The 24,268-nt window shown below is 42.3% G+C and carries 18 protein-coding genes; 9 read left to right on the forward strand and 9 right to left on the reverse strand.

The window, feature by feature from the left end:
• Positions 1-13: 13 nt before the first annotated feature.
• Together glyS and glyQ are read right to left on the reverse strand one after the other, a co-directional pair.
• Positions 14-2,083, reverse strand: a complete 2,070-nt coding sequence (gene glyS, locus PJ15_RS10255; RefSeq protein WP_047430442.1) for a glycine--tRNA ligase subunit beta — start codon at positions 2,081-2,083, stop codon at positions 14-16.
• Positions 2,083-3,072 (reverse strand): glycine--tRNA ligase subunit alpha, encoded by a 990-nt coding sequence (gene glyQ / locus PJ15_RS10260; protein WP_004775941.1) that lies wholly within the window; start codon positions 3,070-3,072, stop codon positions 2,083-2,085. The genes glyS and glyQ overlap by 1 nt, the downstream gene beginning before the upstream one ends.
• Before the next feature lie 292 nt (positions 3,073-3,364).
• On the opposite strand from glyQ, the gene PJ15_RS10265 reads away from it, so the two are divergent.
• Positions 3,365-4,627 carry a putative DNA modification/repair radical SAM protein gene (locus PJ15_RS10265; RefSeq protein ID WP_047430446.1) on the forward strand — a complete coding sequence of 421 codons (1,263 nt, stop codon included), beginning with the start codon at positions 3,365-3,367 and terminating at the stop codon, positions 4,625-4,627.
• Positions 4,628-4,629: 2 nt separating this feature from the next.
• A complete protein-coding gene (locus PJ15_RS10270; protein WP_047430449.1) occupies positions 4,630-5,421 on the forward strand; it encodes a TIGR03915 family putative DNA repair protein in 792 nt (263 codons plus the stop codon).
• A gap of 56 nt (positions 5,422-5,477) precedes the next feature.
• On the opposite strand, the gene PJ15_RS10275 is transcribed toward PJ15_RS10270, so the two are convergent.
• Together PJ15_RS10275 and PJ15_RS10280 are read right to left on the reverse strand one after the other, a co-directional pair.
• Positions 5,478-6,890 carry an SLC13 family permease gene (locus tag PJ15_RS10275; RefSeq protein WP_047430452.1) on the reverse strand — a complete coding sequence of 471 codons (1,413 nt, stop codon included), beginning with the start codon at positions 6,888-6,890 and terminating at the stop codon, positions 5,478-5,480.
• A gap of 86 nt (positions 6,891-6,976) precedes the next feature.
• A complete protein-coding gene (locus PJ15_RS10280; protein ID WP_047430455.1) occupies positions 6,977-7,735 on the reverse strand; it encodes a sulfite exporter TauE/SafE family protein in 759 nt (252 codons plus the stop codon).
• Between the two features lie 199 nt (positions 7,736-7,934).
• Here PJ15_RS10280 and PJ15_RS10285 point away from each other — a divergent pair, with 199 nt between their 5' ends.
• The gene (locus PJ15_RS10285) at positions 7,935-9,038 is read left to right on the forward strand and encodes an HPP family protein (RefSeq protein ID WP_047430457.1); all 1,104 of its coding nucleotides are present in this window, start codon (positions 7,935-7,937) and stop codon (positions 9,036-9,038) included.
• 66 nt (positions 9,039-9,104) lie between these two features.
• On the opposite strand, the gene PJ15_RS10290 is transcribed toward PJ15_RS10285, so the two are convergent.
• Entirely contained in the window at positions 9,105-9,374 is a 270-nt protein-coding gene (locus PJ15_RS10290; RefSeq protein WP_004775933.1) for a PspC domain-containing protein, read from the reverse strand.
• Positions 9,375-9,725: 351 nt separating this feature from the next.
• Here PJ15_RS10290 and PJ15_RS10295 point away from each other — a divergent pair, with 351 nt between their 5' ends.
• Entirely contained in the window at positions 9,726-10,397 is a 672-nt protein-coding gene (locus tag PJ15_RS10295) for a hypothetical protein (protein ID WP_004775932.1), read from the forward strand.
• A 60-nt stretch (positions 10,398-10,457) separates the two neighbouring features.
• On the opposite strand, the gene PJ15_RS10300 is transcribed toward PJ15_RS10295, so the two are convergent.
• Positions 10,458-12,281: an acyl-CoA dehydrogenase C-terminal domain-containing protein gene (locus PJ15_RS10300; RefSeq protein ID WP_047430462.1), complete on the reverse strand. Its 1,824-nt coding sequence runs from the start codon at positions 12,279-12,281 to the stop codon at positions 10,458-10,460.
• A 239-nt stretch (positions 12,282-12,520) separates the two neighbouring features.
• Between PJ15_RS10300 and PJ15_RS10305 the strand changes: the two genes are divergently transcribed.
• Positions 12,521-14,848, forward strand: a complete 2,328-nt coding sequence (locus tag PJ15_RS10305; RefSeq protein WP_047430681.1) for a hypothetical protein — start codon at positions 12,521-12,523, stop codon at positions 14,846-14,848.
• A 59-nt stretch (positions 14,849-14,907) separates the two neighbouring features.
• On the opposite strand, the gene aroE is transcribed toward PJ15_RS10305, so the two are convergent.
• The gene (aroE, locus tag PJ15_RS10310) at positions 14,908-15,696 is read right to left on the reverse strand and encodes a shikimate dehydrogenase (protein WP_005259856.1); all 789 of its coding nucleotides are present in this window, start codon (positions 15,694-15,696) and stop codon (positions 14,908-14,910) included.
• Between the two features lie 155 nt (positions 15,697-15,851).
• On the opposite strand from aroE, the gene PJ15_RS10315 reads away from it, so the two are divergent.
• Positions 15,852-16,433 carry a histidine phosphatase family protein gene (locus PJ15_RS10315; protein WP_047430684.1) on the forward strand — a complete coding sequence of 194 codons (582 nt, stop codon included), beginning with the start codon at positions 15,852-15,854 and terminating at the stop codon, positions 16,431-16,433.
• A 54-nt stretch (positions 16,434-16,487) separates the two neighbouring features.
• Here the strand turns inward: PJ15_RS10315 and hemF are convergent, their stop codons facing one another.
• Positions 16,488-17,429: an oxygen-dependent coproporphyrinogen oxidase gene (gene hemF, locus PJ15_RS10320; RefSeq protein WP_047430465.1), complete on the reverse strand. Its 942-nt coding sequence runs from the start codon at positions 17,427-17,429 to the stop codon at positions 16,488-16,490.
• 130 nt (positions 17,430-17,559) lie between these two features.
• The gene (ribA, locus tag PJ15_RS10325) at positions 17,560-18,162 is read right to left on the reverse strand and encodes a GTP cyclohydrolase II (protein WP_004775924.1); all 603 of its coding nucleotides are present in this window, start codon (positions 18,160-18,162) and stop codon (positions 17,560-17,562) included.
• Between the two features lie 304 nt (positions 18,163-18,466).
• Here ribA and dxs point away from each other — a divergent pair, with 304 nt between their 5' ends.
• From dxs to PJ15_RS10340, 3 genes are all read left to right on the forward strand, one after another.
• On the forward strand, positions 18,467-20,362 hold the full coding sequence (gene dxs / locus PJ15_RS10330; protein ID WP_047430468.1) for a 1-deoxy-D-xylulose-5-phosphate synthase: 1,896 nt from the start codon (positions 18,467-18,469) through the stop codon (positions 20,360-20,362).
• A 133-nt stretch (positions 20,363-20,495) separates the two neighbouring features.
• On the forward strand, positions 20,496-21,326 hold the full coding sequence (locus PJ15_RS10335; RefSeq protein ID WP_047430472.1) for an inositol monophosphatase family protein: 831 nt from the start codon (positions 20,496-20,498) through the stop codon (positions 21,324-21,326).
• Positions 21,327-22,092: 766 nt separating this feature from the next.
• Positions 22,093-23,979: a DEAD/DEAH box helicase gene (locus PJ15_RS10340; protein ID WP_047430474.1), complete on the forward strand. Its 1,887-nt coding sequence runs from the start codon at positions 22,093-22,095 to the stop codon at positions 23,977-23,979.
• Positions 23,980-24,268: the final 289 nt, after the last annotated feature.

A 24,268-nucleotide genomic window follows, 5' to 3' on the forward strand; every position in this document is an offset into this window, starting at 1 on the left:
TAAGAATTGCTACTTAACCCTGCAATACACTTACATCCGCAATTGCCGTGAATAAATCACGTAGTTGAGCGAGTAAACGTAAACGGTTAGCTTTTAACTCTGCATCATCTGCCATCACCATTACACCTTCAAAGAAGGCATCGATTGGTGCACGAAGCGCAGCGAGCTTAGATAAGGCTTCTGTATAGTTACGTGCAGCAAGCAATGGTTGAACCACAGGCGTCAATGCTTGAAGTTCTGCATAAAGTGCTTTTTCAGCAGCTTCTACCAGATTCGCTTCAACCACAGCACCTTCAGGCGTTGCTTCTTTAGCAAGAATATTAGCAACACGTTTATTTGCCGCAGCCAATGCAGCCGCTTCTGGCAAGGTACGGAAATGATTGACCGCAGTCACACGCTTATCAAAATCCAGTGGAGATTTTGGTGCAAGCGCTTGAACCGCCTGAATCACATCAACTGCAACGCCTTGATCTTCGTATTTAGCACGGTAACGACCTTCAAGGAAAGCAACTGCATCGGTACGTGTCTTGTCATGATCTTTGATGATGTCGCCATAACCTTGCAATGCAAAGTTCACCAATTCTTCAATCGTAATGTCTAATTCATTTTCAATGATTAAACGCAAGATACCAATCGCAGAACGACGTAATGCAAATGGATCTTTCGAACCTGTTGGTGCTTGACCAATACCAAAAATACCGACCAATGTATCTAAACGGTCCGCAAGAGCAATGGTTGTACCGGTTTTGGTTTGCGGCAATACATCACCAGCAAACTTAGGTAAATACTGCTCACCTAAAGCTTCAGCAACTTCATGATTCTCACCTTCAAGGCGAGCATAGTATGTGCCAGCGATCCCTTGAAGTTCAGGGAATTCACCCACAAGCTCAGAAGTTAAGTCGCATTTAGCCAATAATGCTGCTTTCTCTGCATCGGCAGCATTTGCACCTGTAATCGGCGACAATGCCACAGCCAGTTTCGCAATACGTTCAGATTTATTCCAAAGCGTACCCAACTGTGCCTGAAAGACCATGTTGGCTAATTTGTCTTTACGAGACGCAAGCGGTTGCTTTTGGTCTTGTAAGAAGAAGAATTCTGCATCAGACAAACGAGGGCGAACAACTTTCTCATTTCCTTCAATAATTTGAGTCGGATCTTTCGACTCAATATTTGAAACGGTAATGAAGTAAGGCTGTAATTTACCTTCGGCGTTGATTAAACAGAAATACTTTTGGTTATCCTGCATGGTGGTAATCAAGGCTTCTTGCGGAACAGCTAAATAACGCTCTTCGAAAGTTGCACGTAAGGCAACAGGCCATTCTACAAGGCTAGTCACTTCATCAAGCAAGTCTGCTGGCACAATTGCAGTGGCGTTGACTTCATCTGCCAATGTTTTCACTTGTGCTTGAATCGTGGTTTGACGCTTTTCAAAATCAGCAACCACATACGCTTTTTCCAAGGTTGCCAAGTAGTCATTTGCATGCGCCAAAGTCACTGCTTCAGGTGCATGGAAACGGTGACCATAAGTCACATTACCTGTTTTATGATCTTGAATGGTTGCATCAATGACTTGAGCATCTTTTAGTAATACGACCCATTTTACTGGACGCACGAATTCAGTACGGCTTGCCGCTGAACGCATACGTTTTGCGATTGGTAAGTTGTCCAATGCAGTCTGTAAAATTTGTGGTAGTAAAACATCAAGGCTTTGACCTTTGACATCTTTCAGGAAGCATACTTTTTCAACTTTACCCGCTTGGAAAGTTGAAAGCTGGTCAACCGTAATGCCTTGACCGCGCATAAAGCCTTCAAGTGCTTTCGTTGGTTTGCCTTCAGCATCATAAGCAGCTTGTACAGCAGGGCCGTCAAAACGTTTTTGTGTATCTGCTTGAGCCGCATCGATATCAACAATTTTCAATGCTAAACGACGTGGTGCAGCATAGGCTTCGATAGCGGCGAAATTTAAGCCTGCATCTTTTAAGCCTTTTTCAGTTTCTGCTTTGAGAGCATCACGTAAGGTTTTTAAGCTTTTCGGTGGAAGTTCTTCACAGCCAAGTTCGAATAAAACTGTATGCTTCGTCATTATTTATTCTCCTTCGCTTTTTCAGCTTGGGCTGCTTCTGCCTCAACTTGTGCTTTGAGCTGAGCCAATACTTCATCACGCAAATGTGGTTCTGCCATTGGGAAACCAAGTTTGGCACGGGCAGCCACATAACTTTGTGCAATTGAACGCGCCAAAGTACGAACACGTAAAATATAACGTTGACGTTCAGTCACAGAAATTGCACCACGTGCATCAAGCAAGTTAAAGCAATGTGATGCTTTGATCACCTGTTCGTAGGCTGGAAGTGGCAATTCCGCTTCGATTAAACGAGACGCTTCGGCTTCATAGAAGTCGAATAACTCAAACATTTTATCGACTGGTGCATATTCGAAGTTATAGGTTGATTGCTCAACTTCGTTTTGATGGAATACATCACCGTAAGTTACTGTACCGAATTGACCTTTGGTCCAAACCAGATCGTAAACTGAGTCTACACCTTGCAGGTACATTGCCAGACGTTCTAAACCGTAAGTGATCTCACCTGTGACTGGGTAACATTCAATACCACCCACTTGCTGGAAGTAAGTGAACTGAGTCACTTCCATACCATTTAACCAGACTTCCCAACCTAAGCCCCAAGCACCAAGTGTTGGAGATTCCCAGTTATCTTCCACGAAACGAATGTCGTGTGTCAGCGTATCAATGCCGATTGCTTTTAATGAATCAAGATAAAGCTGCTGGATATTATCTGGGTTTGGCTTAAGTACCACTTGGAACTGATAGTAGTGTTGTAAACGGTTTGGGTTCTCGCCATAACGACCGTCTTTTGGGCGACGTGAAGGTTGAACGTAAGCCGCGTTCCAGGTTTCTGGTCCTAAAGCACGTAAGAAGGTTGCAGTGTGGAATGTCCCTGCGCCCATTTCCATATCATATGGTTGTAATACGACGCAGCCTTGCTCCGCCCAATAGTTTTGTAGGGCAAGAATCAAGCCCTGAAATGTGTCAATATGCGATATAGCACGACTCATGGTGCATCCACTGGAATCAAACAAAAATTGTGGTTAAGTATAAGGATTTTGGTGGTGAGTGGCAAAGGCTTCTAACAGTTCACCCGCAAGTTCTGATCAGAAATAAAAAATAGATCGATTCTTCTTAATTATATTTATAGATCGATTAAATGACGTTGAAATAAGTCGGCTGGATTTAAAGTGAAAATCCACACGTCACCTCATGACGTATTGCATCTTTTGGGTACTTAATTTCACAACTTTGAAATGCTAATTTTTAAACGATATTCTCTGTTTCTTCAGGTCGTTTGAAATGTCTGATCGCATTCGTGAAAAACTCCAGATTCTTGCGGACGCTGCCAAATATGACGTGTCCTGTTCCTCCAGCGGCAGTGACCGTAAAAATAAAGATAAGGGGCTAGGGAATGCCAGTCATTCGGGGATTTGTCATAGCTATACCGAAGACGGACGCTGTGTATCTTTGCTGAAAATCCTGTTCAGTAATGTCTGTATTTTTGATTGCGCTTATTGTGTATCACGCCGTTCTAATGATGTGAAACGTGTGGCCTTTACCGTGCAGGAAGTGGTTGACCTGACCATTAATTTTTATCGTCGTAATTATATTGAAGGGCTATTTCTCAGTTCAGGTATTTTTAAATCCGCAGATTATACCATGGAGCGCATGCTACAGGTCGTTAAAAAACTGCGTCTTGAAGAAAACTTTAATGGTTATATTCATCTCAAAACCATTCCGGGGGCTTCACCAGAACTGATTCATGAAGCTGGGTTATATGCTGACCGAATGAGCATCAATCTGGAAATGCCGACAGAAGTCGGACTGAAAACTTTTGCCCCTGAAAAGTCGCATCAGGAAGTACAAAAAGATTTGGGTTTAGTTCGGGATCGTCTGATTCAGTTGAAAGATGAACGTCAGGTGATCAAGCACGTCCCCAAATATGTACCAGCGGGGCAAACCACACAAATGGTGGTGGGCGCACATCAGGAAACCGATCAGGATGTGTTGTTAATGGCGGATCGGCACTATAAAGAATTTAAACTCAAACGGGTATATTTCTCAGGCTATATCCCGATCAATACCGAAAATAATTATTTGCCCGCAGTGGGTTCGGCACCGCCGTTATTACGCGAAAATCGGCTTTATCAAAGTGACTGGTTGATGCGTTTTTATGGCTTTCAGGTCAATGAAATTGTAGATGAGTGCTTTCCGCATCTGGATTTGGATATTGATCCGAAGCTGAGCTGGGCTTTACGTCATCCTGAGCAATTCCCCGTGGATTTAAATCGTGCCGATTATCAGATGGTGTTGCGTGTGCCCGGCATCGGGGTGAAATCAGCCAAGAAAATTGTACAGGCCCGTCGCTTTGGCAAGATCCATATTGATTTATTGAAACAGCTCGGTGTGGCCTATTCGCGGGCGAAATTTTTTATTCGTTGTGAAGATAGTCCGCGTTTTCAAAAAGAACTGTCTCCAAATTACATTCGCCAGCAAATCTTGACGCAAGGTTCATCAAAGTACGTGCAACAATTATCACCGCAACTCAGTTTGGGATTTTAGCCGTGTTGAATGCACCAGTGGCGTATTGCTTTGATGGCTCAATGGCAGGGTTGCTGAGTTGTGTTTTTCGAGCCTTTCAGTTCAAAGAATTTGAGGTGCAACTGTGTCTGGAAAATCAAACACAGCATGGCTTATTTGCCAGTCTTATTGAGGTGCCGACGCATGAGCAGCATGCGCAACGAGTCTGGTCAGGCCTGCAACAAAAACTGTCACAATCGGCATTAAGGCAATTTTATTTTACGTCTTTATCTGAATCGCTTGAGGCATATCAGCATTTATTTAATTACTGTGTTTATGTGTTCCAGCAGCAGCTTTCTGTAGAAAAGGACTATTTACATCCAAGTGTGTTAGCGATTTCGCAATGGACTAAAAAAGTCGGACGTGAAAAGCATCGGATGGAGGCGTTTATTCGCTTTAAGAAAACGACAGATGGGCTATTTCTCAGTTTGATACGGCCTGATTTTAATGTGTTGCCTTTGATTCAACCGCATTTTAAACGCCGTTATCAGGATCAACGCTGGCTGATTTATGATGAGAAACGTCAATATGGGCTGTATTATGACTTGCATGAGATTCATGAAGTTTCGATGGATGTGAAAGAGGTTGACCGTAATATCGAAACGGGCTTTAGTCAAAGCTTCCAGTTGGAGCTGGATGAGCAGGAGGCGTTATATGATCAATTATGGAAGGATTATTTTAATAGTATCAATATTAAAGAACGACAAAATATCAAATTACATGTGCAATATTTGCCGAAACGTTATTGGCGTTATCTCAATGAAAAATATGTTTAGATAGTCCATCCATTTATTGGGGCTTAATAAAAAAGCGCCGAAGCGCTTTTTCAATATTAGATAAAGAATAAATAAACAAAGCTGGAAACGAGTGCAATACATAAAATATTCAGGATAAAACCGACTTTCATCATTTCACTTTGTTGGACAAAACCTGTACCAAATACAATTGCGTTCGGAGGTGTTGCAACCGGAAGCATGAAGGCACATGAAGCACCGATACCAATCACGATGACTAGAATTTCTTTAGGCATTCCCATTTGATCCGCAATCGCTGCAAAGACAGGCACAAGTAGGGCCGCAGACGCTGTATTGCTGGTAAATTCAGTCAGGAAAATAATAAAGGTCGCAACAATTATGATAATCAGCAAAGGAGAGGCATCACCAAATGCATTTGCCAAAGTTTGACCTAGCACTAAAGATGTACCTGAATCTTTGAGTACTGCACTTAAGGTTAAACCTCCACCAAATAACATCAACACACCCCAATCGGTATTATCCGCAATATCTTTCCATGTCGCAGTTCCTAATATGACAACGAGGCAGGCTGCGCTCAGTGCCACCCAAGTATCTGGTTGGCTGATCCCGAAGCTTTCACTCAGACTTTTACTAAAAATCCAGGCCAGTGCCGTACCGATAAATAACAACATGGTGGCAATACGCATTTTCGTCCATGGAATATGCTCGGTTTTAAACTCAACTTTATGATTCAGCTTTGGGCGTAATACCAAATACAGGCTGACTAACATAGCCGGCAAGATCAGCAGCATCATAGGTAAACCGATTCTCATCCAGTCGGTAAAGTCGTAGTCCAGTGCTTTCGCTGCAATCGCATTTGGTGGAGAGCCGACCAAAGTACCTAAACCGCCAATACTGGCAGAGTAGGCGATCCCAAGTAAGATAAATACAAAGGTTTTACGCTCTTTAGCTACATCTAAATGTGAAAGCAATCCTAACGCTAGAGGTAGCATCATTGCTGCTGTTGCAGTATTGGAAATCCACATGGACAGAATGGCGGTCACAAGAAAAATAGTCAGGACGGAAATGCCTAAATGTCCTCGAGACATGGAAATAATCCACATTGCGATTTTACGGTCAAGCTTCTGGATGTGTAGGGCTGTTGCTAAAGCAAAACCACCGAAGAACAGAAAGATAATTGGGTCGGCAAATGTACTTAGGGCTTTACTCGTACTAATAGGAACCAGTTCGCCTTTGCTTTCGGAAGGCATTCCGATCAGTACAGCCAATACGGGAATCAAGAGAGCCGTAATTGTGATATGAATTGCTTCTGTTAGCCATAAAATTGCAATAAATAATAAAAGGCTTAAACCTTTATTGGCATTTTCATCATAAGGTAGAACTTGATAGAGACCTAAAGATAATAAAGTTGCAATGATAATAATCACCCAGCCTTTAAGCAGGCCTTTGGGCATTGCATTGGTCGGAGTCTCTAAATGAGGTACATTCATAAAAATATCCTTATTCAAGCGTTATAGAGTCCTGTTGAAAACGCTTTGACCAGTTAAGAAAAAAAGAATAATAGAATCTGAGTGTTTTAAAGCAGCAGGAATCCCTGCCAAAGTGCATTGAGACCAAGCACTGTTAAAATAATAAAAATGATGTATTTAAACTTCTGTTGGGAAAGTCGATTTCTGATTTTTGCTCCTAAATAGACAAAGATAAGAGAAACTATTGTCACGATAGCCAGAAGCCATATTTGCGCCTGATCAAAATTAAGCAGACTTGGATAAAGTAACAAGAGTTGAACCAGCTTGCTGGCAAGAAAACTTAAATTACTAATGATGACGATTTCATTTTTTTGATGACGGGTACTTAATAGATACATCATCAGAAAAGGTGCCATGGCATTGGTTGCACCACCGACAATACCCGCCAGTAGGCCAAACAGTAGCATGTTTCGTAGTGAGGCGGAAATTTGCAATGGTTTGTGGCGAAACTGGTCTATCACATACAACAGCATGACGATGCCCAACATGATTTTTAAATAGCCTTCAGGGACTTTGATCAGTAGGTTGACCCCGATCAAACTTCCAATGAGACTTGCCCCAATCAATAACCAGTATCTTGTTAAGTAGTCCTTTAGTGTTTTAATAAATGAGTTTTGCTGTGCCGTTTTTAACATACTCAAGTTCATGAGAATGCAAGGAATAATGACCATCGCCACGGCAGTTGATAATGGGTAAACCAGTGAAAGAGCAGCGGTGCTGATCATGGGGAAACCGAAACCACTCAGGCCATGTAATACGGCTGCAAGCACACAAATTAATAGTGTAAATAGGTCGGTTTTATCCATATCCCCATCCCGAATATGACATGGTAGTGAAAATAGAAAAGCTCCTTGTAGAAGGCACAAATCTGTTCAAAATGACAAGAGAATTTTAGGTTATCAGATTTGCTCATGTCATAAAGATATAGATTAAATACATCTTAGTTGGGATTTAGGCGTATACTTCTGTCTCGAATAAAACAACACTATTCCAGCAAGGTGCATTGTGAGCTCTACCCCATCAGACTGGCTAAATTTTCTCAAACCTAATTATAAAGTCCTGCCTTTGAGGGAGAGGATGCTTTCAGGTGTCGGCGCTTTATGTGGCTTGGCGATTTCTTCACTCATTAGCTGGTACGTCTTGGGTGGCATGAACGCATGGTACATTGCACCTATGGGTGCTTCTTCGGTACTGCTATTTGCTGTGCCCAATAGTCCCTTAGCGCAACCGTGGAATGTGGTGGTTGGTAATACCTTAGCGGGTTTAATCGGCGTTGCCTGTACTCAATTTTTGCCTGACCTGACGAGCGCTTTTAGTGTGGCGGTCGGGTTAGCAATTTTTATGATGATGACCACAGATTCGCTGCATCCACCGAGTGGTGCAGTGGCGATTACAGCTGTGTTAGGTGGGGAAGCGGTACATCGGCTGGGTTTCCATTTCGTGTTATATCCCGTACTTCTGAACTCGATTTTATTATTAGTTTTCGCGGTGGTATTTAACCGTTTGATTGGGCGCCATTATCCTTTAACTGCACATGTGAATGAGCGATCTAAAGATCCAACACCGACACAGAAAGTTTCGATCCAGCCGAAAGATATTGAATACGCTTTAGAGCATCACACCGAGCTATTGGACATTAGCCAATATGATCTGGAAAAAATCATTTTAGAAGCACAAGAGCATGCCAATGAGCGTCTGGTCAACTCATTTGTCTGTCAGGATATTATGAGTCGGGATGTCATTAAACTGCATGAAAATGATGATATTCATCAGGCACTGGATAAATTCAAAGCGGTTAATCTGATGAGTTTGCCTGTGGTCAATGCAGAAGAAAATCTAGTGGGAACGCTGGCTTTATACGAAGTGGTGGAATGGTTTAAGGGCGCGACCGATCCACGTAATTCATGGCAGCATTTTGTGCGGCAGATTATGAGTCGGAGAGTGGTGACCGTTGATCCGTTACAGCCAATTCAGGATTTAGTGCCGTACTTTGTAGAAAAGTCTTTTAACTATATTCCTGTAGTGGAGAATCAGCGTTTGGTGGGAATTATCAGTCGTGCAGATATGATCGCTGCCTTACAACAGCAGCTTAACCGAAAATTGGTTTAAATAAAAAAAGCTACGGTTGGATTAGGGGTAATTTCAACCGTAGCGACCAAAAAGGTAAAAGTGAAATTAACGTTTTATGCCTTGGTCTTCATAAACTGTTTTCACAGGCTGGTTGTAGCCTTGAACATGGTCAACACGAGCTTGTTGCTGTTTTGGAATGACCAACCACAAAATGAGGTACACCAAAATACCTGGAAAGGCGGCACTCATAATCGAGATCACAACAAAGATCAGGCGTAATAAATTTGCATTCCAACCAAATCGTTCCGCAATACCGCCCATTACACCAGCGATCATGCTTTGTTGGTTTGAGCGATATAAACCAGAGTTGGTCATCGAGTTTGTCTCCTTAAATTCATGAAACGGCAGCAAAAAGTAAAATATTCATTGAATGGCTGCTGTTACTTAAGAAATAGGGGCAATTGATTTTTTTTAAAGTTTAAACAGATGAGAGATTAGTTAAGTTGTGTAAATGGTTGCTGGAAAAAACAACAGTATCGCCTAAAATGCACCGACTTAAAGCACACTGCTTTTTAATTTGCTATTTCCATCTTGTTGCGGCCGTTTTGATTACCTTTCTAGGCGATGAACGAGCACTCAATTGAACCCTATATTTTATTGTGCAAAATTTTAGGGAATGTAGTGAAAAGTACGCGATAGCGATGTTGATGTTAGAGATTTATAGATATGCAGTTCAGGTTATTCTTACAGCATGTTAGTGTAGGAGTCTTATTGAGTTTAGGTTTGATTGCTTGTGATGGCCGTCATCCGGAACCTGTAAGACAACAACCCCAGACGCAATCGGATCGTGAGGCGAGTCATGTCCTCGCAGATGAACAAGAGCATGCTTCTTCTGATACAGAAGCGATGTCACTCAATCAGGTTGCTGGACAAGCAACTTTGCCACACCCAGTGGTACGTCAACAGAACCATAGTCAGCCTTCAGAAGCCGATCTGATTTATGTCGGTCGTTATCATGCCCGCATTCCCTGTACAGATCCTTTCGCTGGCTGTGTAAATAATGAAAAAGAAGCTGAATATATTCTGAATTTATTAAGTGATGGTTCTGTGTACTGGACCAATACCAGCTTTGGGCGTCTCGGTTCTGATCCAACACGTAGCGTTGCCAAGATTGAACAAACCTGTAAGCAGGTGCACTGGCACGTCCATAAAGAATTGAATGAAATTATGGTTCGTTGTGATGCGGCAGATTTAAGTCTTTATTATCAGATTAATCAAAATCAGGATCTGGTTTTTAATCTGGAAAAGATGTGGAATGAAGGGAACGGCAATAACCGTAAATTCTTTAAAGAATATCCTTTTCCCCAACAGGCTTATGTTTTTAAAAGAGTGGAATAAACGACCATCTTTTGCAAAACAAAAAAGAGCGCATGAAGCGCTCTTTTTTTACAGCCTTGATTAGTAATCGAAGCTGAAGTGTTCTGGTGCAAGTGAAGTCAAGGTACGAGACGTTGTTACCATTGACTCGGCATGGCCTTGAGCGCGTGGTAATAAACGGTCAAAGTAGAAATCAGCAACCTTGATTTTTGCTTTATAGAATTCAGGTGTTTCGATACCGTTGCCTGCTTCTAATTTCTCAGAGGCAATAACGGCTTGTTGTGCCCAGAAGTAAGCCATCATCACATAACCAGAGAACATCAAGAAATCAACCGAAGCTGAAGAAACGATGTCACGGTCTTTACGTGCAGCGAGCATGATACGAACCGTTAAAGTGTTCCATTGTGCGCAAAGCTTGGTTAAATCCCATGCGAAACGGCGTAAGTATTTATTACGTGCGTGTGCTGCACAGAACTTCAAGATTTCAGCCGTGTAATCACGAACCACTTTACCTTTCGAGCTTAAGAGCACCTTACGACCAATCAAGTCGAGTGCCTGAATGCCTGTTGTGCCTTCATATAACGTTGAGATACGGGCATCACGTGCGATTTGTTCCATACCCCATTCACGGATATAGCCATGACCGCCGTAAACCTGCATACCGTGGTTGGCTGCTTCTAAACCAAGCTCAGTCAAGAAACCTTTTAAGATCGGTGTATAGAAACCAAGCTTGTCATCATAAGCTTCATAAGCTGCCTGATCGCCACTGACCAATGCATCTGTCATTTTGTCCGCAAGTTTTGCCGCATGGTAGATCATTGAACGACCACCTTCAGCAATCGCTTTTTGCGTCAATAACATACGACGAACATCAGCATGGTGAATAATCGCATCAGCTACACGTTCAGGTTCTTTCTTGCCAGAAAGGGCACGCATTGACATACGGTCTTTGGCATAAGGTAAAGCACCTTGGAAAGACAGTTCAGCGTGTGCAATACCTTGAACTGCGGTACCAATACGAGCCGTGTTCATAAAGGTAAACATCGCATGTAAACCTTTGTTGATCTCACCGATCAAGTAGCCTGTTGCATTGTCAAAGTTAAGCACGGCAGTTGCAGAAGCCTTGATACCCATTTTGTGTTCGATAGAACCACAAGACACCGCATTACGCTCACCCACGCCACCATCAGCAGTCGGGATGAATTTAGGCACGATGAATAGAGAGATACCACGTGTACCAGCAGGCGCATCTGGAAGGCGAGCCAATACGATATGGATAATGTTTTCTGTTAAATCATGTTCACCCGCAGAGATGAAGATTTTGGTACCAGAAATTTTATAGGTACCGTCTTCATTTGGTTCTGCTTTGGTTTTTACCTGACCTAAATCTGTACCGCATTGAGGCTCAGTTAAGCACATTGTGCCTGACCAAGTGCCTTCAACCAGTTTAGGCATATAAGTATTTTTTTGCTCGTCTGTACCAAACTGCATGATGGTGTTCATACAACCTGTACTTAAACCTGGATACATGGTGAAAGACCAGTTGGCAGTCCCCATCATTTCAGATTTGATCAGGTTTAAAGACATTGGCAAGCCTTGGCCACCAAATTCTTCTGGATAAGAAAGACCTTGCCAGCCACCCATCACAAACTGGTCATACGCCTCTTTAAAGCCTTTAGGTGTCGTCACTTCACCATTGTTGAACGTACAGCCTTCTTCATCACCTGACTGGTTAAGCGGAGAAAGTACGTTTTCGCAATAATCTGCCGCACCTTCAAGAATCATATCAACCGTATCAGCATCCGCATTTTGACCACTTGTCAAAGTTTGGTAATGTGCTGGATAATCTAACATTTCGTTCATTAAGAAACGAATATCACGGAGCGGGGCTTTATAAGCTGGCATAATCTTAATCCTGTATTTGAATCATTTTGGATTATCTGTTTCGATACTTTGATTATTCACAATGGTGATAAAAATACATTGATAATCACTGGGGAAAAGAATGTCAGAAAAGCGAATCGTCTAGATTCGATGGAGATGGAAAAATCACTTTTCTGTTGGTGTCTAAACTAATATTAAACGTGAAAAATACTTAATTCTATACTTGAAAATATAATGATATAAAGGTGTTTGGTAAAGCTATGCGTCTAAAATATTTAACTTTATGTTTAATGGGTCTCAGTCTTTCTGCATGTTCTCAACATGTCATTAAAACCAATCCAGCTTCGGCGAACCTTGAGCAGAAGGCGGTGAATAGCCTCAATGCCATCTATGAATATCCAAGCTATGACTATCGTGGGAAATTCACTATTCATGTTGATCAGGAGCCGAGTAAAAATAATGCAAAAGCTGAACCTGCATCTTTAGATCCAGCGCTTAAGCAAAAAGTTGACCAATACTTACGAGATCAGAAGGTCAATTTAAACAATAAACAGAAGCAAGCCTTGTATACGGCACTGGCGCAAGATCAAAAAACCTCTGGTCGTTCCAAGGCCGACAAATTTACTCAGATCATGACCAATATCCTGAATGAAATGCAGTTTGAATATGATGGTTCAGTGCATTATCGCCAGAAAATGGGATCATTTAACCTGACCGCGCGTTATGAAAAGCCGACGCTGCTGGTACAAGCCAAAGTGCCAATGGTACTTGATCTGAATAATTATAAATTTTACATCAACTACTTTGCCTTGATGCCTTATCTGGTCAATAAAGAAAACCAGAACAATCTGGCCTATCTGGATTTTTCAAAATATCAGGATGCTTTCAAGCAAGTGGATTACAAGAAATTTGCTGAATATGTCAAAGCGTCGAGCGCGGTTTACTATCGTCTTGCGGATCAAAATAATATTCAGGCCTTATCTGTTTCCTCCGCTGATCAGGCGGCTGGTGTCGTAGAAAAAATTCGTTTAAAAACCTCGGTTGAAGAACTGATTTTACAAGCGAACTTATATAGCAAGGTCAATGAAAAATATTTGATGCAAAGCGTTTTAAACCTGAAAGCGCAGAATTTAGAAAAACTGGTTACAGACGAAGTTGCCAATGCCGAGGAGTCAAAATCTAAAGCCTCATTACTGGAAGCAAAAGATTCGGCAGATGATGCAAACTTAGTTAGCCAACAGTTATATCGTCTTGTGAATCAGCACTTTGGGGTTGAGGATGTCGAAGAAGGTTATGCTGATGAGAGTGCAGATGCGAGTCAAGCCGCGAATGACGCTGTAGCAGCTGCAGAAGAAGCTTCACAGCAGGCAGACGCGGCAGCAGATGAAGCAACTGCCTCAGAAGCTGAGGCGCAAACTGGCTTAAGCGAAGAACAATGTTCGGTATTGCAAAACACTAAAAACACGACTTATGGTGACGTACAGTATTGTCAAAGTGTATATGGCATTGACGTCTTCTCGGATCAGCCCGTTGAACCAGGTTTCTTGACTTATATCCAGAAGTTACAAGCTGTTGAAAAAGAATTTGCGGTTTACGATCAAAACCAGTTTGTTGATGATCAGGCATTTAAAACACTTTGGCTTAAACATCAGGCGGACATTGAGAAAGCTTTACCGCCTGTTGATAAACGTAACCCATTTATTATGGATGTCGGATTGGATGCCAAAGGGCGTGCTGTGAAGATTGACTATGATTTAAATTATGGTCTGCCTGAGTTGAAATCACGCTTTAATGTCAAGGCAGATATGCTGATTTCCAATTATGGTAAAGGTACGCCGATTGATCAGGCTCAGTTGAAACAGGCGAAAACATGGGCAGAAGCCAGCAAAGGTTCAATGCTAGAGCAGGCAGTGAACAGCTTCTCTGAAAAGTTGGGGCAGACCGGTATTCAGGAGCGTTCAGCGGAGCCGTATACGCTATCTTTAGATGATCAGCTCAATGTCATTGCGGAACAGCGTTATGATGCAACACGTGCTTATGAGCCAACTTATAAAGCAGTGTTTATTGCTAAATTGACAGAAAGTGCGCCACACATCGTGCAGCGTTACTCAAGCCAAGAGTTGCAGGAAATTGCCAGTGTATATGCTTATTGGTATGCCGATGAAGATGTTTATAATCCAGAAGGAAAAGCACTGCAAAAGATTGAAGCTTTGCAAAAGAAACATCATCTGGAATATGAAGACCAGTTTGATGATCGTTTAGGACGTTCGGTTCATCATATCGTCAGTGATGCAATGCAGGGTGATCAACAGCGTCAGGCATGGAAAAAGCTACAGGCGCAGTATAAGCAGCCGCAGCAGTTATTTGCCAAGCAATATCAAATCCAGTTCGAACAAGATAACGGTGTGTCAGGTGAAGAAAAACGCTGGCTCGAACAAACGGCAAATATCTTGGGGCAGGTATATGTCGATGCACGTAAAAACAAACTGTCTGAGCAATCGATCAAAGCCTTAAAGATTGAACATAATGAATTTATTGATTATGGCATCTTTAAAGAGGTCTATCAGAAGATGTTAAATCTTAAGTAATTCACCACAAAAAAGAGCCTGTAATATACAGGCTCTTTTTCTATCTAATGTTTAATCGATTATAAAAAATCTTTCAGTTCAGGTTTAACCCCATTCCAGATAGAGAACGCTTCAATTGCTTGACCCACTAACATGCCAAAACCATCCGTAGCAGGCACTTGGCGTTGTTGGGCTTGATCCAGAAAGCTGGAAGGTTTGCCATAGGCCATTTCATAAGCATGATGGAAAATTAAGCTTTCAGGCAACTGTAAAGCATCTCCCGTTAAACTTGCTGAAGTTGCATTAATCACAAAATCAAACTCACCTGAAAGCTGTTCTAGGCGAATCGCTTTAAGCTCAGTTTGTGGCACAGCATCTTTTAAATCTTCAACCAGTTGTTCCGCGCGGGCGAGGGTACGATTCGCGATCACAATCTGCTTCGCGCCTGCTTGTACTAATGGATAGATCACGCCACGCGTTGCACCACCAGCCCCTAAAATCAAAATACGGCTATCTTTAAGTTCCCAGCCTAGTGCTTGAATTGCTGCAACCAGACCCTGACCATCAGTATTGTCGCCATAGAGCTTGCCATCTTCCATCCACAGCGTATTCACAGCTTTGGCAATCTTGGCACGTTCAGTTAGTTGATCACATAACGCAAAGGCTTGTTCTTTAAAGGGTACGGTGACATTCATCCCCACACCATTCTGGGCAAAAAATGCTTTGGCTGTATTTTCAAAACCATCCAATGGCGCAAGAATTTTTTTATAGTTTAAGTCGACCCCAGTTTTTGCTGCGAATGCATGGTGTAACTCTGGTGAGCGTGATTGTTCAATCGGATTTCCAATTACAGCAAATTGTTTGGTCATGAGGGAATCATTCTTATGAGGTCGTTAAAGTTTATAAAGTTGAGGGGGATGCTGCAATATTGATTTACACCTGAACATTCAAAGAGGGCATGATTTCAGGACAAGAACATGCTTTGATATTTTTAGAGTTGCAAATGTTGGGTCTAGTTTTAAAGATGAGTATTTATTTAATTCGGCATGCGCAGAGTGAAGCCAATATCAATGGGCGAACTAGATCGCATGCTGCAATTGCATTGAGCGAGCAGGGTAAGCAGCAGGCAGAACAACTTTGTGAAGCATTGCCAACTATTGATCACGTCATTATTTCTAAATACCAAAGAACCTATCAAACCGCACAACCGATTTTACACAAATATCAGATCACAGCAGAAGTCGATCACAACTTGCATGAGTTTAGTTATCTCTCGGAAAGGAAATGCGCTAACACCAATCTGGATGATCGCAAGCAATGGGTTAATGCGTATTGGAAGCGAATGGATTATGACTATCGGGATGCCGATGATGCGGAATCTTTTGCTGACTTATATGTGCGAGTGCAGTGTGTTCATGAAAAATTAAGACAATTGGCACAGGAATATGTACATCAAAACTTAGCTATATTTACGCATGGGCAGTTCTTACAATTATTGCTCACGCTAAAACATACACCGCAGTCATTGAGTCGGGAACTGATGCAAAATTTTAGATCAGACTTAATCCAGCGCCCCATCCCCAATACCGCAATATTTTTATTTTAAGATTCCCTAAAAGATTTCATCCCTGAACTATAGGTCAGGGATGAATCATTTCTTTTATTTATTTAAACCCAGCCAGTCTCGTGGTTTTAGATAATAATCGGTGAGACGCTTCTCAGCCGAATCTGCATCCCATTCAGGTCGATATGACCAGCCTGCCAGATTCGGCAAGCTCACCAAGATCGATTCAATACGCCCGCCAGTCTGTAGGCCGAACAACGTACCACGGTCATATACCAAGTTATATTCAACATAGCGGCCACGACGATATAACTGGAACTCACGTTGAGCTTCGGTATAAGGTTGCTCACGATGCTTTTCAAAAATTGGTAAAATTGCCTCTAAATAACCATTTCCGACCGCCTGCATATATTTAAAGCAGGTTTCGAAATCCCACTGGTTTAAATCATCAAAGAATAAACCGCCTACACCACGCTGTTCATCACGATGTTTTAAATAGAAATAATCATCACACCATTGTTTATGTTCGGCATAAACATGTTCACCAAAAGGCAGGCACAGGTCATGGGCTTTTTGATGCCAATTCAGCACATCCTCATCATCTGGATAGAATGGGGTTAAGTCAAAACCACCGCCAAACCACCACACTGGATCTTGGCCTTCAGGCTCAGCCACAAATAGGCGGACATTGGCATGAGAGGTTGGGATATTCGGATTTTTCGGGTGAATCACCAACGATACGCCCAGTGCTTGTGCCTTTGCACCCGCAATTTGTGGATGACGTTCAGTCGCTGAAGCGGGGAGTTTACTGATATTGATGTGGGAGAACATGACCCCACCTTTTTCAATCACTTCACCATTTTGCAAAACACGAGAGCGACCACCACCGCCTTCGGTTCGTTGCCAATCATCAATGATAAACTCAGCGGTACCACCGCCTGCACGTTCCTGTTGCTCTAGTCCTGCACAAATGCGTGCCTGTAGATCGAGTAGAAACTCGCGAACACGTTGAATATCAGCTGAAGTTGGATGCTGCATGATGATCCTCTTGATAAGATCTAGGAATTACTGATATCAAAACATAAATCCATAAAAAAAGTAAGGGATTTTTGTTTTTTACAACTAAAATCCCTTAACTGCTTTATTTTTAAACATTTTGAAAAATGAATTAGAAGTCATCTTTTTTATAGAGATGATCCATACGTTCACGTTTGGTCTTTAAATATTGTTCATTGAATGGGTTGCGACCGACAGTCAGTGGGACACGCTCCACCACATTAATACCCAGATCAGTCAATGCTTTTAATTTAAGTGGATTATTTGTGACCAGTTTCACTTCTTTAACTTGAAGATGATCGAGCATGATGCTGCACATATCGTAGCGACGCGCATCAGCAGGTAAGTTCAATAACAGGTTCGCATCAACGGTATCATGACCTTGATCTTGCAAGGCATAAGCACGGATTTTATTGGTTAAACCAATACCACGCCCTTCTTGACGCAAATATAAAATTACGCCTTGGCCTGCATCATTAATCAGGCGTTGAGTGGCTTGTAACTGTGGGCCGCAATCACATTTAAGTGAAGCGAAAGCATCACCAGTCAAGCATTCTGAATGGATACGCACAAGTACAGGCTTATTGGGAGCAGTTTCTAACCCTTTAGAAAGCGCCACATGTTCCTCACCCGTTTCTGGATCTTGAAACACGGAAATATTGAAGTCACCAAAGGCAGTCGGCAGCTTTGATGTTGCAATAAATTCAATCGGCACAGAGAACTCACTATGATCATAAAAACAGTCTGAGTATAGCTTAATGTGTGAAGATTGCGCGAACTGGAATTTCTGATTTTTTATATAAGTTTTTCTTTTTCATACAAAGCACACAATAATGGTTGATAAACAGTGACATAATTCAGGATAATCTACGGGTCATTCTTTAAAAATTGCATAAGAATGTTCAGCACTACATCATTCGCACGTGTGGCTGATTGAAGGCAGATCATATTTAATTGTATGATTGCCCCCATTTAACCCAGCTTCGGACTTGCCAGGCTTAAAAAGGCTTTGCCACATTATGTTGTATACCGAAATTCCAACTCAACGCCCTGTTACGCCATTGTTAGATGGAATTGATCATCCACAACAATTACGTCAGCTCGAGCAAAGCCAACTCGTTCAAGTGGCGGATGAGTTACGTCAATATATTTTGTATGCAGCTGGGCAGAGCGGTGGACACTTTGGTGCAAATTTAGGAGTAGTCGAACTGACTGTGGCCTTGCACTATAGCTTTAATACGCCAGATGATCGTTTGGTTTGGGATGTGGGCCATCAGGCTTATCCGCATAAAGTGCTGACAGGTCGTCGTGATCGCATCGCTACCATTCGTAGTAAAAATGGTTTGGCTGCGTTCCCTGCACGTGATGAATCTGAATTTGATACCTTTGGTGTAGGCCATTCCTCAACTGCTATTTCAGCAGGTTTGGGTATGGCACTGGCTCGCCGTTATCAAAAAGATCCATGTGATGTCGTTGCAATCGTGGGTGATGGTGCAATGACGGCAGGTATGGCATTTGAAGCCATGAATGATGCAGTTGCACATGATGCGGACTTGATCGTAGTCTTAAATGATAACGATATGTCGATCTCTTGTAGTACGGGTGGTTTTGCCAAACATCTGGCTGCCATTTGGGAAACGGGGCAATTGATCAATGTGAATGAACAGGGTGAAGCCTATGTTCAACCTCATCCAAAGTGGACCTATAATTCACGTTTGCATCAATCTGCGACAGATGCCGCTGATAATTTATTTAAAGCAATTGGTTTTGATTATTTCGGGCCATTTGACGGACATGATGTGGAACAACTGGCACAGGTTTTCCATGCACTTAAAAAACGTAAAGGTCCACGTCTAGTTCATATTTATACTAAAAAAGGTAAAGGTTTCGCACCAGCGGAAGCAGATCCGATTACCTATCATGCGATTACTAAGATCGCGCCAACCGCAGCAGCACCCGTAAAAAAATCACCTCCTAAATACTCAGATGTATTTGGGCAATGGCTATGTGATGAAGCTGCTCAAGATGAACGTCTGCTCGCCATTACACCTGCGATGTGTGAAGGCTCAGGCATGGTGAAATTTGCACAGCAATATCCTGAGCGTTTCTTTGATGTTGCAATTGCTGAACAACATGCGGTGACTTTAGCCGCTGGCATGGCGTGTGAAGGGTTAAAACCGGTTGTCGCGATTTATTCAACTTTCCTACAACGTGGTTACGACCAGTTGATTCACGATGTTGCCTTGCAGAATCTGGATGTCACTTTTGGTATCGATCGTGCAGGTTTAGTGGGTGAAGATGGCCCAACGCATGCAGGTGCATACGATTACGCTTATATGCGTACTGTGCCTAACATGGTTATTATGGCGCCGAAAGACGAAAATGAATGTCGTCAGATGCTCCATACCGCCTACCTCTATGAAGGACCAACTGCGGTACGTTATCCGCGTGGCGCGGGTACGGGTGTTGAAATTCAACAGCAAATGACAGCTTTGGAAATTGGCAAGTCTGAAATCGTTGCTGAATTTAATGTTGATGCTGAACAGCACATCAGCATTCTGGCTTTTGGTAGCCGCGTTGCGCCATCGGTTGAAGCTGCAGAACAGTTTGCACATCAGCATGCTATTGGCGTGCGTGTTGTGAATATGCGTTTTGTAAAGCCATTGGACGAACAAATGATTCGTGACTTGGCAGAAAGCACACAACTGTTTGTCACTGTTGAAGAACATGCCGTAATGGCTGGAGCAGGCAGTGCCGTCAATGAATTCATGGCTCAAGCAAAAATTGTAAAACCAATCCTGAATCTTGGTTTGCCAGATGCATTCTTGCATCAAGCCACGCATCAGCAAATGTTGCAAGATTGTGGTTTAGATGCTCAGGGAATTTTAGCTTCAATTGAGCAAGCTTGGTTCTAACTTATAAGTTGATGTAAACGCGAAAATAATTTTTCGCAACATTTTTCCCCTAAAAGCGCTTATATTTGCTAGAATATACGCGCTTTTATGCATTATTCTTTGTCAAAATCTTCAAATTTGTAGTGGGTGTTCAATGGAACCTATGGTGGTTATGGCTGCGCGTGCGGCTCAAACAGTTGGTCAAGAGCTTTTAAAGGCACATCAAAATCGTCATAAACTCGATTTACAAGTTGAAGAAAAAGGCATTGATGGTCCAGTAACACGTGTTGATCGTTACTTGGAACAACTTACAATTGATACACTTCGCAAAAGCTATAAAAACCACAGCTTCCTTGGTGAAGAGTTTGGTATGCAAGAAGGTAAAGGTCACGATGCAGATTGGTGCTGGGTGATTGATCCTTTAGACGGTACACAAAACTTTATCAACGGTTTCCCGCATTTCTGTATTTCTATCGCAGTTCAACATAAAGGTGTGACTCAACACGGTGTGATCTATGATCCAGTACGTGATGAGCTGTTCTCTGCAAGCCGCGGTCGTGGTGCAGTGATGAATCAACGCCGTATCCGTGTAAATGTAAAAGAAAGCCTTGAAAATACGTTCCTTGCAGTAGGCCATCCGTACCGTGCAAAGCGTAATGGTGAAATTGTTTCTTATGCAGAACAACATTTTGCATCATTATTGGCAGTGACTAAATCTGGCGCGCAAATCCGTCGTGGCGGCTCAGCTGCTTTAGACTTGGCCTATGTTGCTGCAGGTCGTTTTGATGGTTTCTTTGAACTTGGTTTAAAACCGTGGGATATCGCTGCGGGCGAATTAATCGTGAAAGAAGCGGGCGGTGTTGTTGTTGATGCACGCGGTGGTAATGAATCATTTGACAATGGTCAGGTGCTTGCATGTTCACTTAAGATGTTAAAGCCATTGATGCAAAACGTTGTTCCAGCTTGGGGCGAAGCTGCAAAATAATTTGTAGATATAGAAAAAACCCTCAATACTTTGAGGGTTTTTTTATGCGTTTAGAAAATAGGGAAACGAAATTCTGATCTATTTGATTGCTTTGAGGTCGATGAGGAAATAATAATTTATTTAAATAATGAGATAGAAAAAGAGAAATTTAAAACTTATTCACGCTTTAATCTTTATGTGGATTTAAAATGTCATGTTGAATGAACAGCACAAGTGTCTTATGTGGGGAGGGTTAGGATGTAAGCTCCTTGAAATTGGCATGCCCCTCTCAATTTTTTGTAAAAATACATATTATTTTTCTGTTTGTAATTGCGCGAGCTTCATAAAAAAAAGAACTTTTTATTATTTTTAACTTGCTGATATTTCGCTGTATATCTTTTAATCTGCTGTCTAATTTTAAAGCGGTTTGGAGCTGAAAGCCCTGATAATAAATGTGATGTAATAGAAAAACCAATTAAAAAAGGTGACTTTTAAAATTATTCTGCTATAATCCGCCCACGCACTTAAATTCCAGTTCATTACCTGAACATTCAGTTCTATTCATATTAGCGCACGCTGTCCATAGAGAGGACCACATCTTGCGCCCAAATCGCTTAGCGATTCTTCAGGTTGAGGCAGTAATCAAGCGTGCGTTTAGTCCACATCGTCGTTATTCGGATCGCCGCTGAATTTCATATATTTTCAGCTTGAGTCGCTTTGCCGCTTGTTGCCGATGTCTATTTTTTGTATTTATTAAAATGGAGCACCCACAAGGGTGAAACTCTCTATGAGCAAAACTTTTGCCGAATTTTCTTTGCACGAAACCTTACAACAAGCCCTAGAAGGTTTAGGTTTTACGACACCAACTCCTGTGCAAGAACAAGCGATTCCAGCTGCATTAGAAGGTAAAGATTTATTAGTTTCAAGCCAGACTGGTTCTGGTAAAACAGCAGCATTTTTACTTCCTACATTAAACGCTTTAGCGGGTGAAGATACTTTTGTGCCATTTAAAGAGCGCATGAAAGCAGTTACTCAGCCAACGATTTTAGTTATTTCTCCTACGCGTGAATTGGCTCAACAGGTCAGCCAAGACGCGATTGCATTTGTACGTCATATGAAAGGTGTTCGTATTGCTGCAATTATGGGTGGTATGCCTTTCGGTAAGCAAATTCAACAGCTTAAAGGTGCACAAGTTGTCGTTGCGACTCCTGGTCGTTTACTTGACCTTGTAAACCGTCGTCAAATTAAACTTGATAAAGTTGAATCATTAATTGTTGATGAAGCTGACCGTATGCTTGATCTTGGCTTCTCTGAAGACTTGGAAGCAATTGGTGAATTAGCTGCAAACCGTAATCAAACATTAATGTTCTCTGCAACTTTTGCTGATCGTATTATCCGTCTTGCTGAACGCATGATGAATGATCCGCAACGTATTGCAATTGAAACTGGTCACAGCACGAACACTGATGTAACTCAAACATTACATTGGACTGATGGCTTTGAACACAAGAAAAAATTATTAACTCACTGGTTATCTGATGAGTCTGTAGATCAAGCTGTTGTATTTGCAAGCACGCAAGAAGATACAGATATGCTTGCTGAAGAATTAGCTGAAGCGGGTCACTCTGTTGTTGCATTACATGGTGCGATGCCACAAACCGTTCGTAACCGTCGTTTACGTAGCATTCGTGAAGGTCGTGCAAAAATCTTGGTTGCAACTGATGTTGCGGCGCGTGGTTTAGACGTACCAACGATTTCACATGTAATTAACTTCGGTTTACCGATGAAAAATGAAGACTATGTACACCGTATTGGTCGTACAGGTCGTGCGGGTCGTACAGGTCAAGCTGTGACTTTGGCAACTTACCGTGAGCGTGGCAAAATCCGTGCTTTAGAAGATTATTTAGATGCACGTTTAAATGTATCTGAAATCGAAGGTTTAGAGCCATCTCCACCTCCTGCACGTTCAGGTCGTGATGGCGGTGGTCGTGGTCGTGGTGGTCGTGATGGCGGCGGTCGTGGTCGTGGTGGTTTTGGCGGTGGTCGTCGTTTTGAAGGTGAAGGTAACTTCAAACGTCGTGAAAGCGGTGATGATCGTCCACGTCGTAGCTTTGATGACAAGCCACGTGGTGAGCGTCCATCTTTTGGTGGCGAAGATCGTCCACGTCGTGAATTCAACTCTGACCGTCCACGTCGCGAGTTCAATTCAGATCGTCCACGCCGTGAAGGTGGTTTTGAAGACCGTCCACGTCGCGAATTTAATTCAGATCGTCCACGTCGTGAAGGCGGTTTTGATGATCGTCCAAAACGTAGTTTTGGTGGTGAAGACCGTCCACGTCGCGAGTTCAATTCTGATCGCCCACGTCGTGAAGGTGGTTTCAACGATAAACCGCGCTTTGACTCGAATGATGACAACCGTGGTAACCGTGTAGACTATAAACCACGTCGTGAAGGTAGCTTCGGTGACCGTCCAAAACGTGATTTCGGTGATCGTCCACAACGTGAAGGCGGTTTCGGTGATCGTCCAAAGCGTAGCTTCGGTGATGATCGTCCAAAACGCAGCTTCGGTGGTGATGACCGTCCAAAGCGTAAGTTTGGTAACGATGAGCGTCCAGTACGCGGTTCACGTGAAGAAACTTTCGGTGGCGACCGTCGTCGCAAAAACGATTTTTAATCGTTAAAAACCGATAGAATGAAGAAGCCAGTTGAAAAACTGGCTTTTTTATTTCGGTTTAGTCATGTAAAATTATAAAAATGTGTACTAATTCAAATTTTATATAAGAAATGAATAAGGTTAAGCAAAATAAAAGCCTTTTGAGTCAAGCTTGGTCTTTCATGTGTAGTGAAGGGCTGCCATGCCTATTCGTCATTTTAATGCTCTGTAACGGTTTATTTTTTGCTTATGCGTTGTTTGATACGATTAACGCTGAGTCATTTAATGTTAATTCTCATCATACAACCAG

It is taken from the genome of Acinetobacter sp. neg1, from assembly GCF_000788125.1.
Classification (GTDB): domain Bacteria; phylum Pseudomonadota; class Gammaproteobacteria; order Pseudomonadales; family Moraxellaceae; genus Acinetobacter; species Acinetobacter vivianii.

Coding starts and splice junctions, on each gene's coding strand:
- glyS (WP_047430442.1), bottom strand. CDS start 2,083: ATGACGAAGCATACAGTTTTATTCGAACTTGGCTGTGAAGAACTTCCA.
- glyQ (WP_004775941.1), bottom strand. CDS start 3,072: ATGAGTCGTGCTATATCGCATATTGACACATTTCAGGGCTTGATTCTT.
- PJ15_RS10265 (WP_047430446.1), top strand. CDS start 3,365: ATGTCTGATCGCATTCGTGAAAAACTCCAGATTCTTGCGGACGCTGCC.
- PJ15_RS10275 (WP_047430452.1), bottom strand. CDS start 6,890: ATGAATGTACCTCATTTAGAGACTCCGACCAATGCAATGCCCAAAGGC.
- PJ15_RS10280 (WP_047430455.1), bottom strand. CDS start 7,735: ATGGATAAAACCGACCTATTTACACTATTAATTTGTGTGCTTGCAGCC.
- PJ15_RS10290 (WP_004775933.1), bottom strand. CDS start 9,374: ATGACCAACTCTGGTTTATATCGCTCAAACCAACAAAGCATGATCGCT.
- PJ15_RS10295 (WP_004775932.1), top strand. CDS start 9,726: ATGCAGTTCAGGTTATTCTTACAGCATGTTAGTGTAGGAGTCTTATTG.
- PJ15_RS10300 (WP_047430462.1), bottom strand. CDS start 12,281: ATGCCAGCTTATAAAGCCCCGCTCCGTGATATTCGTTTCTTAATGAAC.
- PJ15_RS10305 (WP_047430681.1), top strand. CDS start 12,521: ATGCGTCTAAAATATTTAACTTTATGTTTAATGGGTCTCAGTCTTTCT.
- aroE (WP_005259856.1), bottom strand. CDS start 15,696: ATGACCAAACAATTTGCTGTAATTGGAAATCCGATTGAACAATCACGC.
- PJ15_RS10315 (WP_047430684.1), top strand. CDS start 15,852: ATGAGTATTTATTTAATTCGGCATGCGCAGAGTGAAGCCAATATCAAT.
- hemF (WP_047430465.1), bottom strand. CDS start 17,429: ATGCAGCATCCAACTTCAGCTGATATTCAACGTGTTCGCGAGTTTCTA.
- dxs (WP_047430468.1), top strand. CDS start 18,467: ATGTTGTATACCGAAATTCCAACTCAACGCCCTGTTACGCCATTGTTA.
- PJ15_RS10335 (WP_047430472.1), top strand. CDS start 20,496: ATGGAACCTATGGTGGTTATGGCTGCGCGTGCGGCTCAAACAGTTGGT.
- PJ15_RS10340 (WP_047430474.1), top strand. CDS start 22,093: ATGAGCAAAACTTTTGCCGAATTTTCTTTGCACGAAACCTTACAACAA.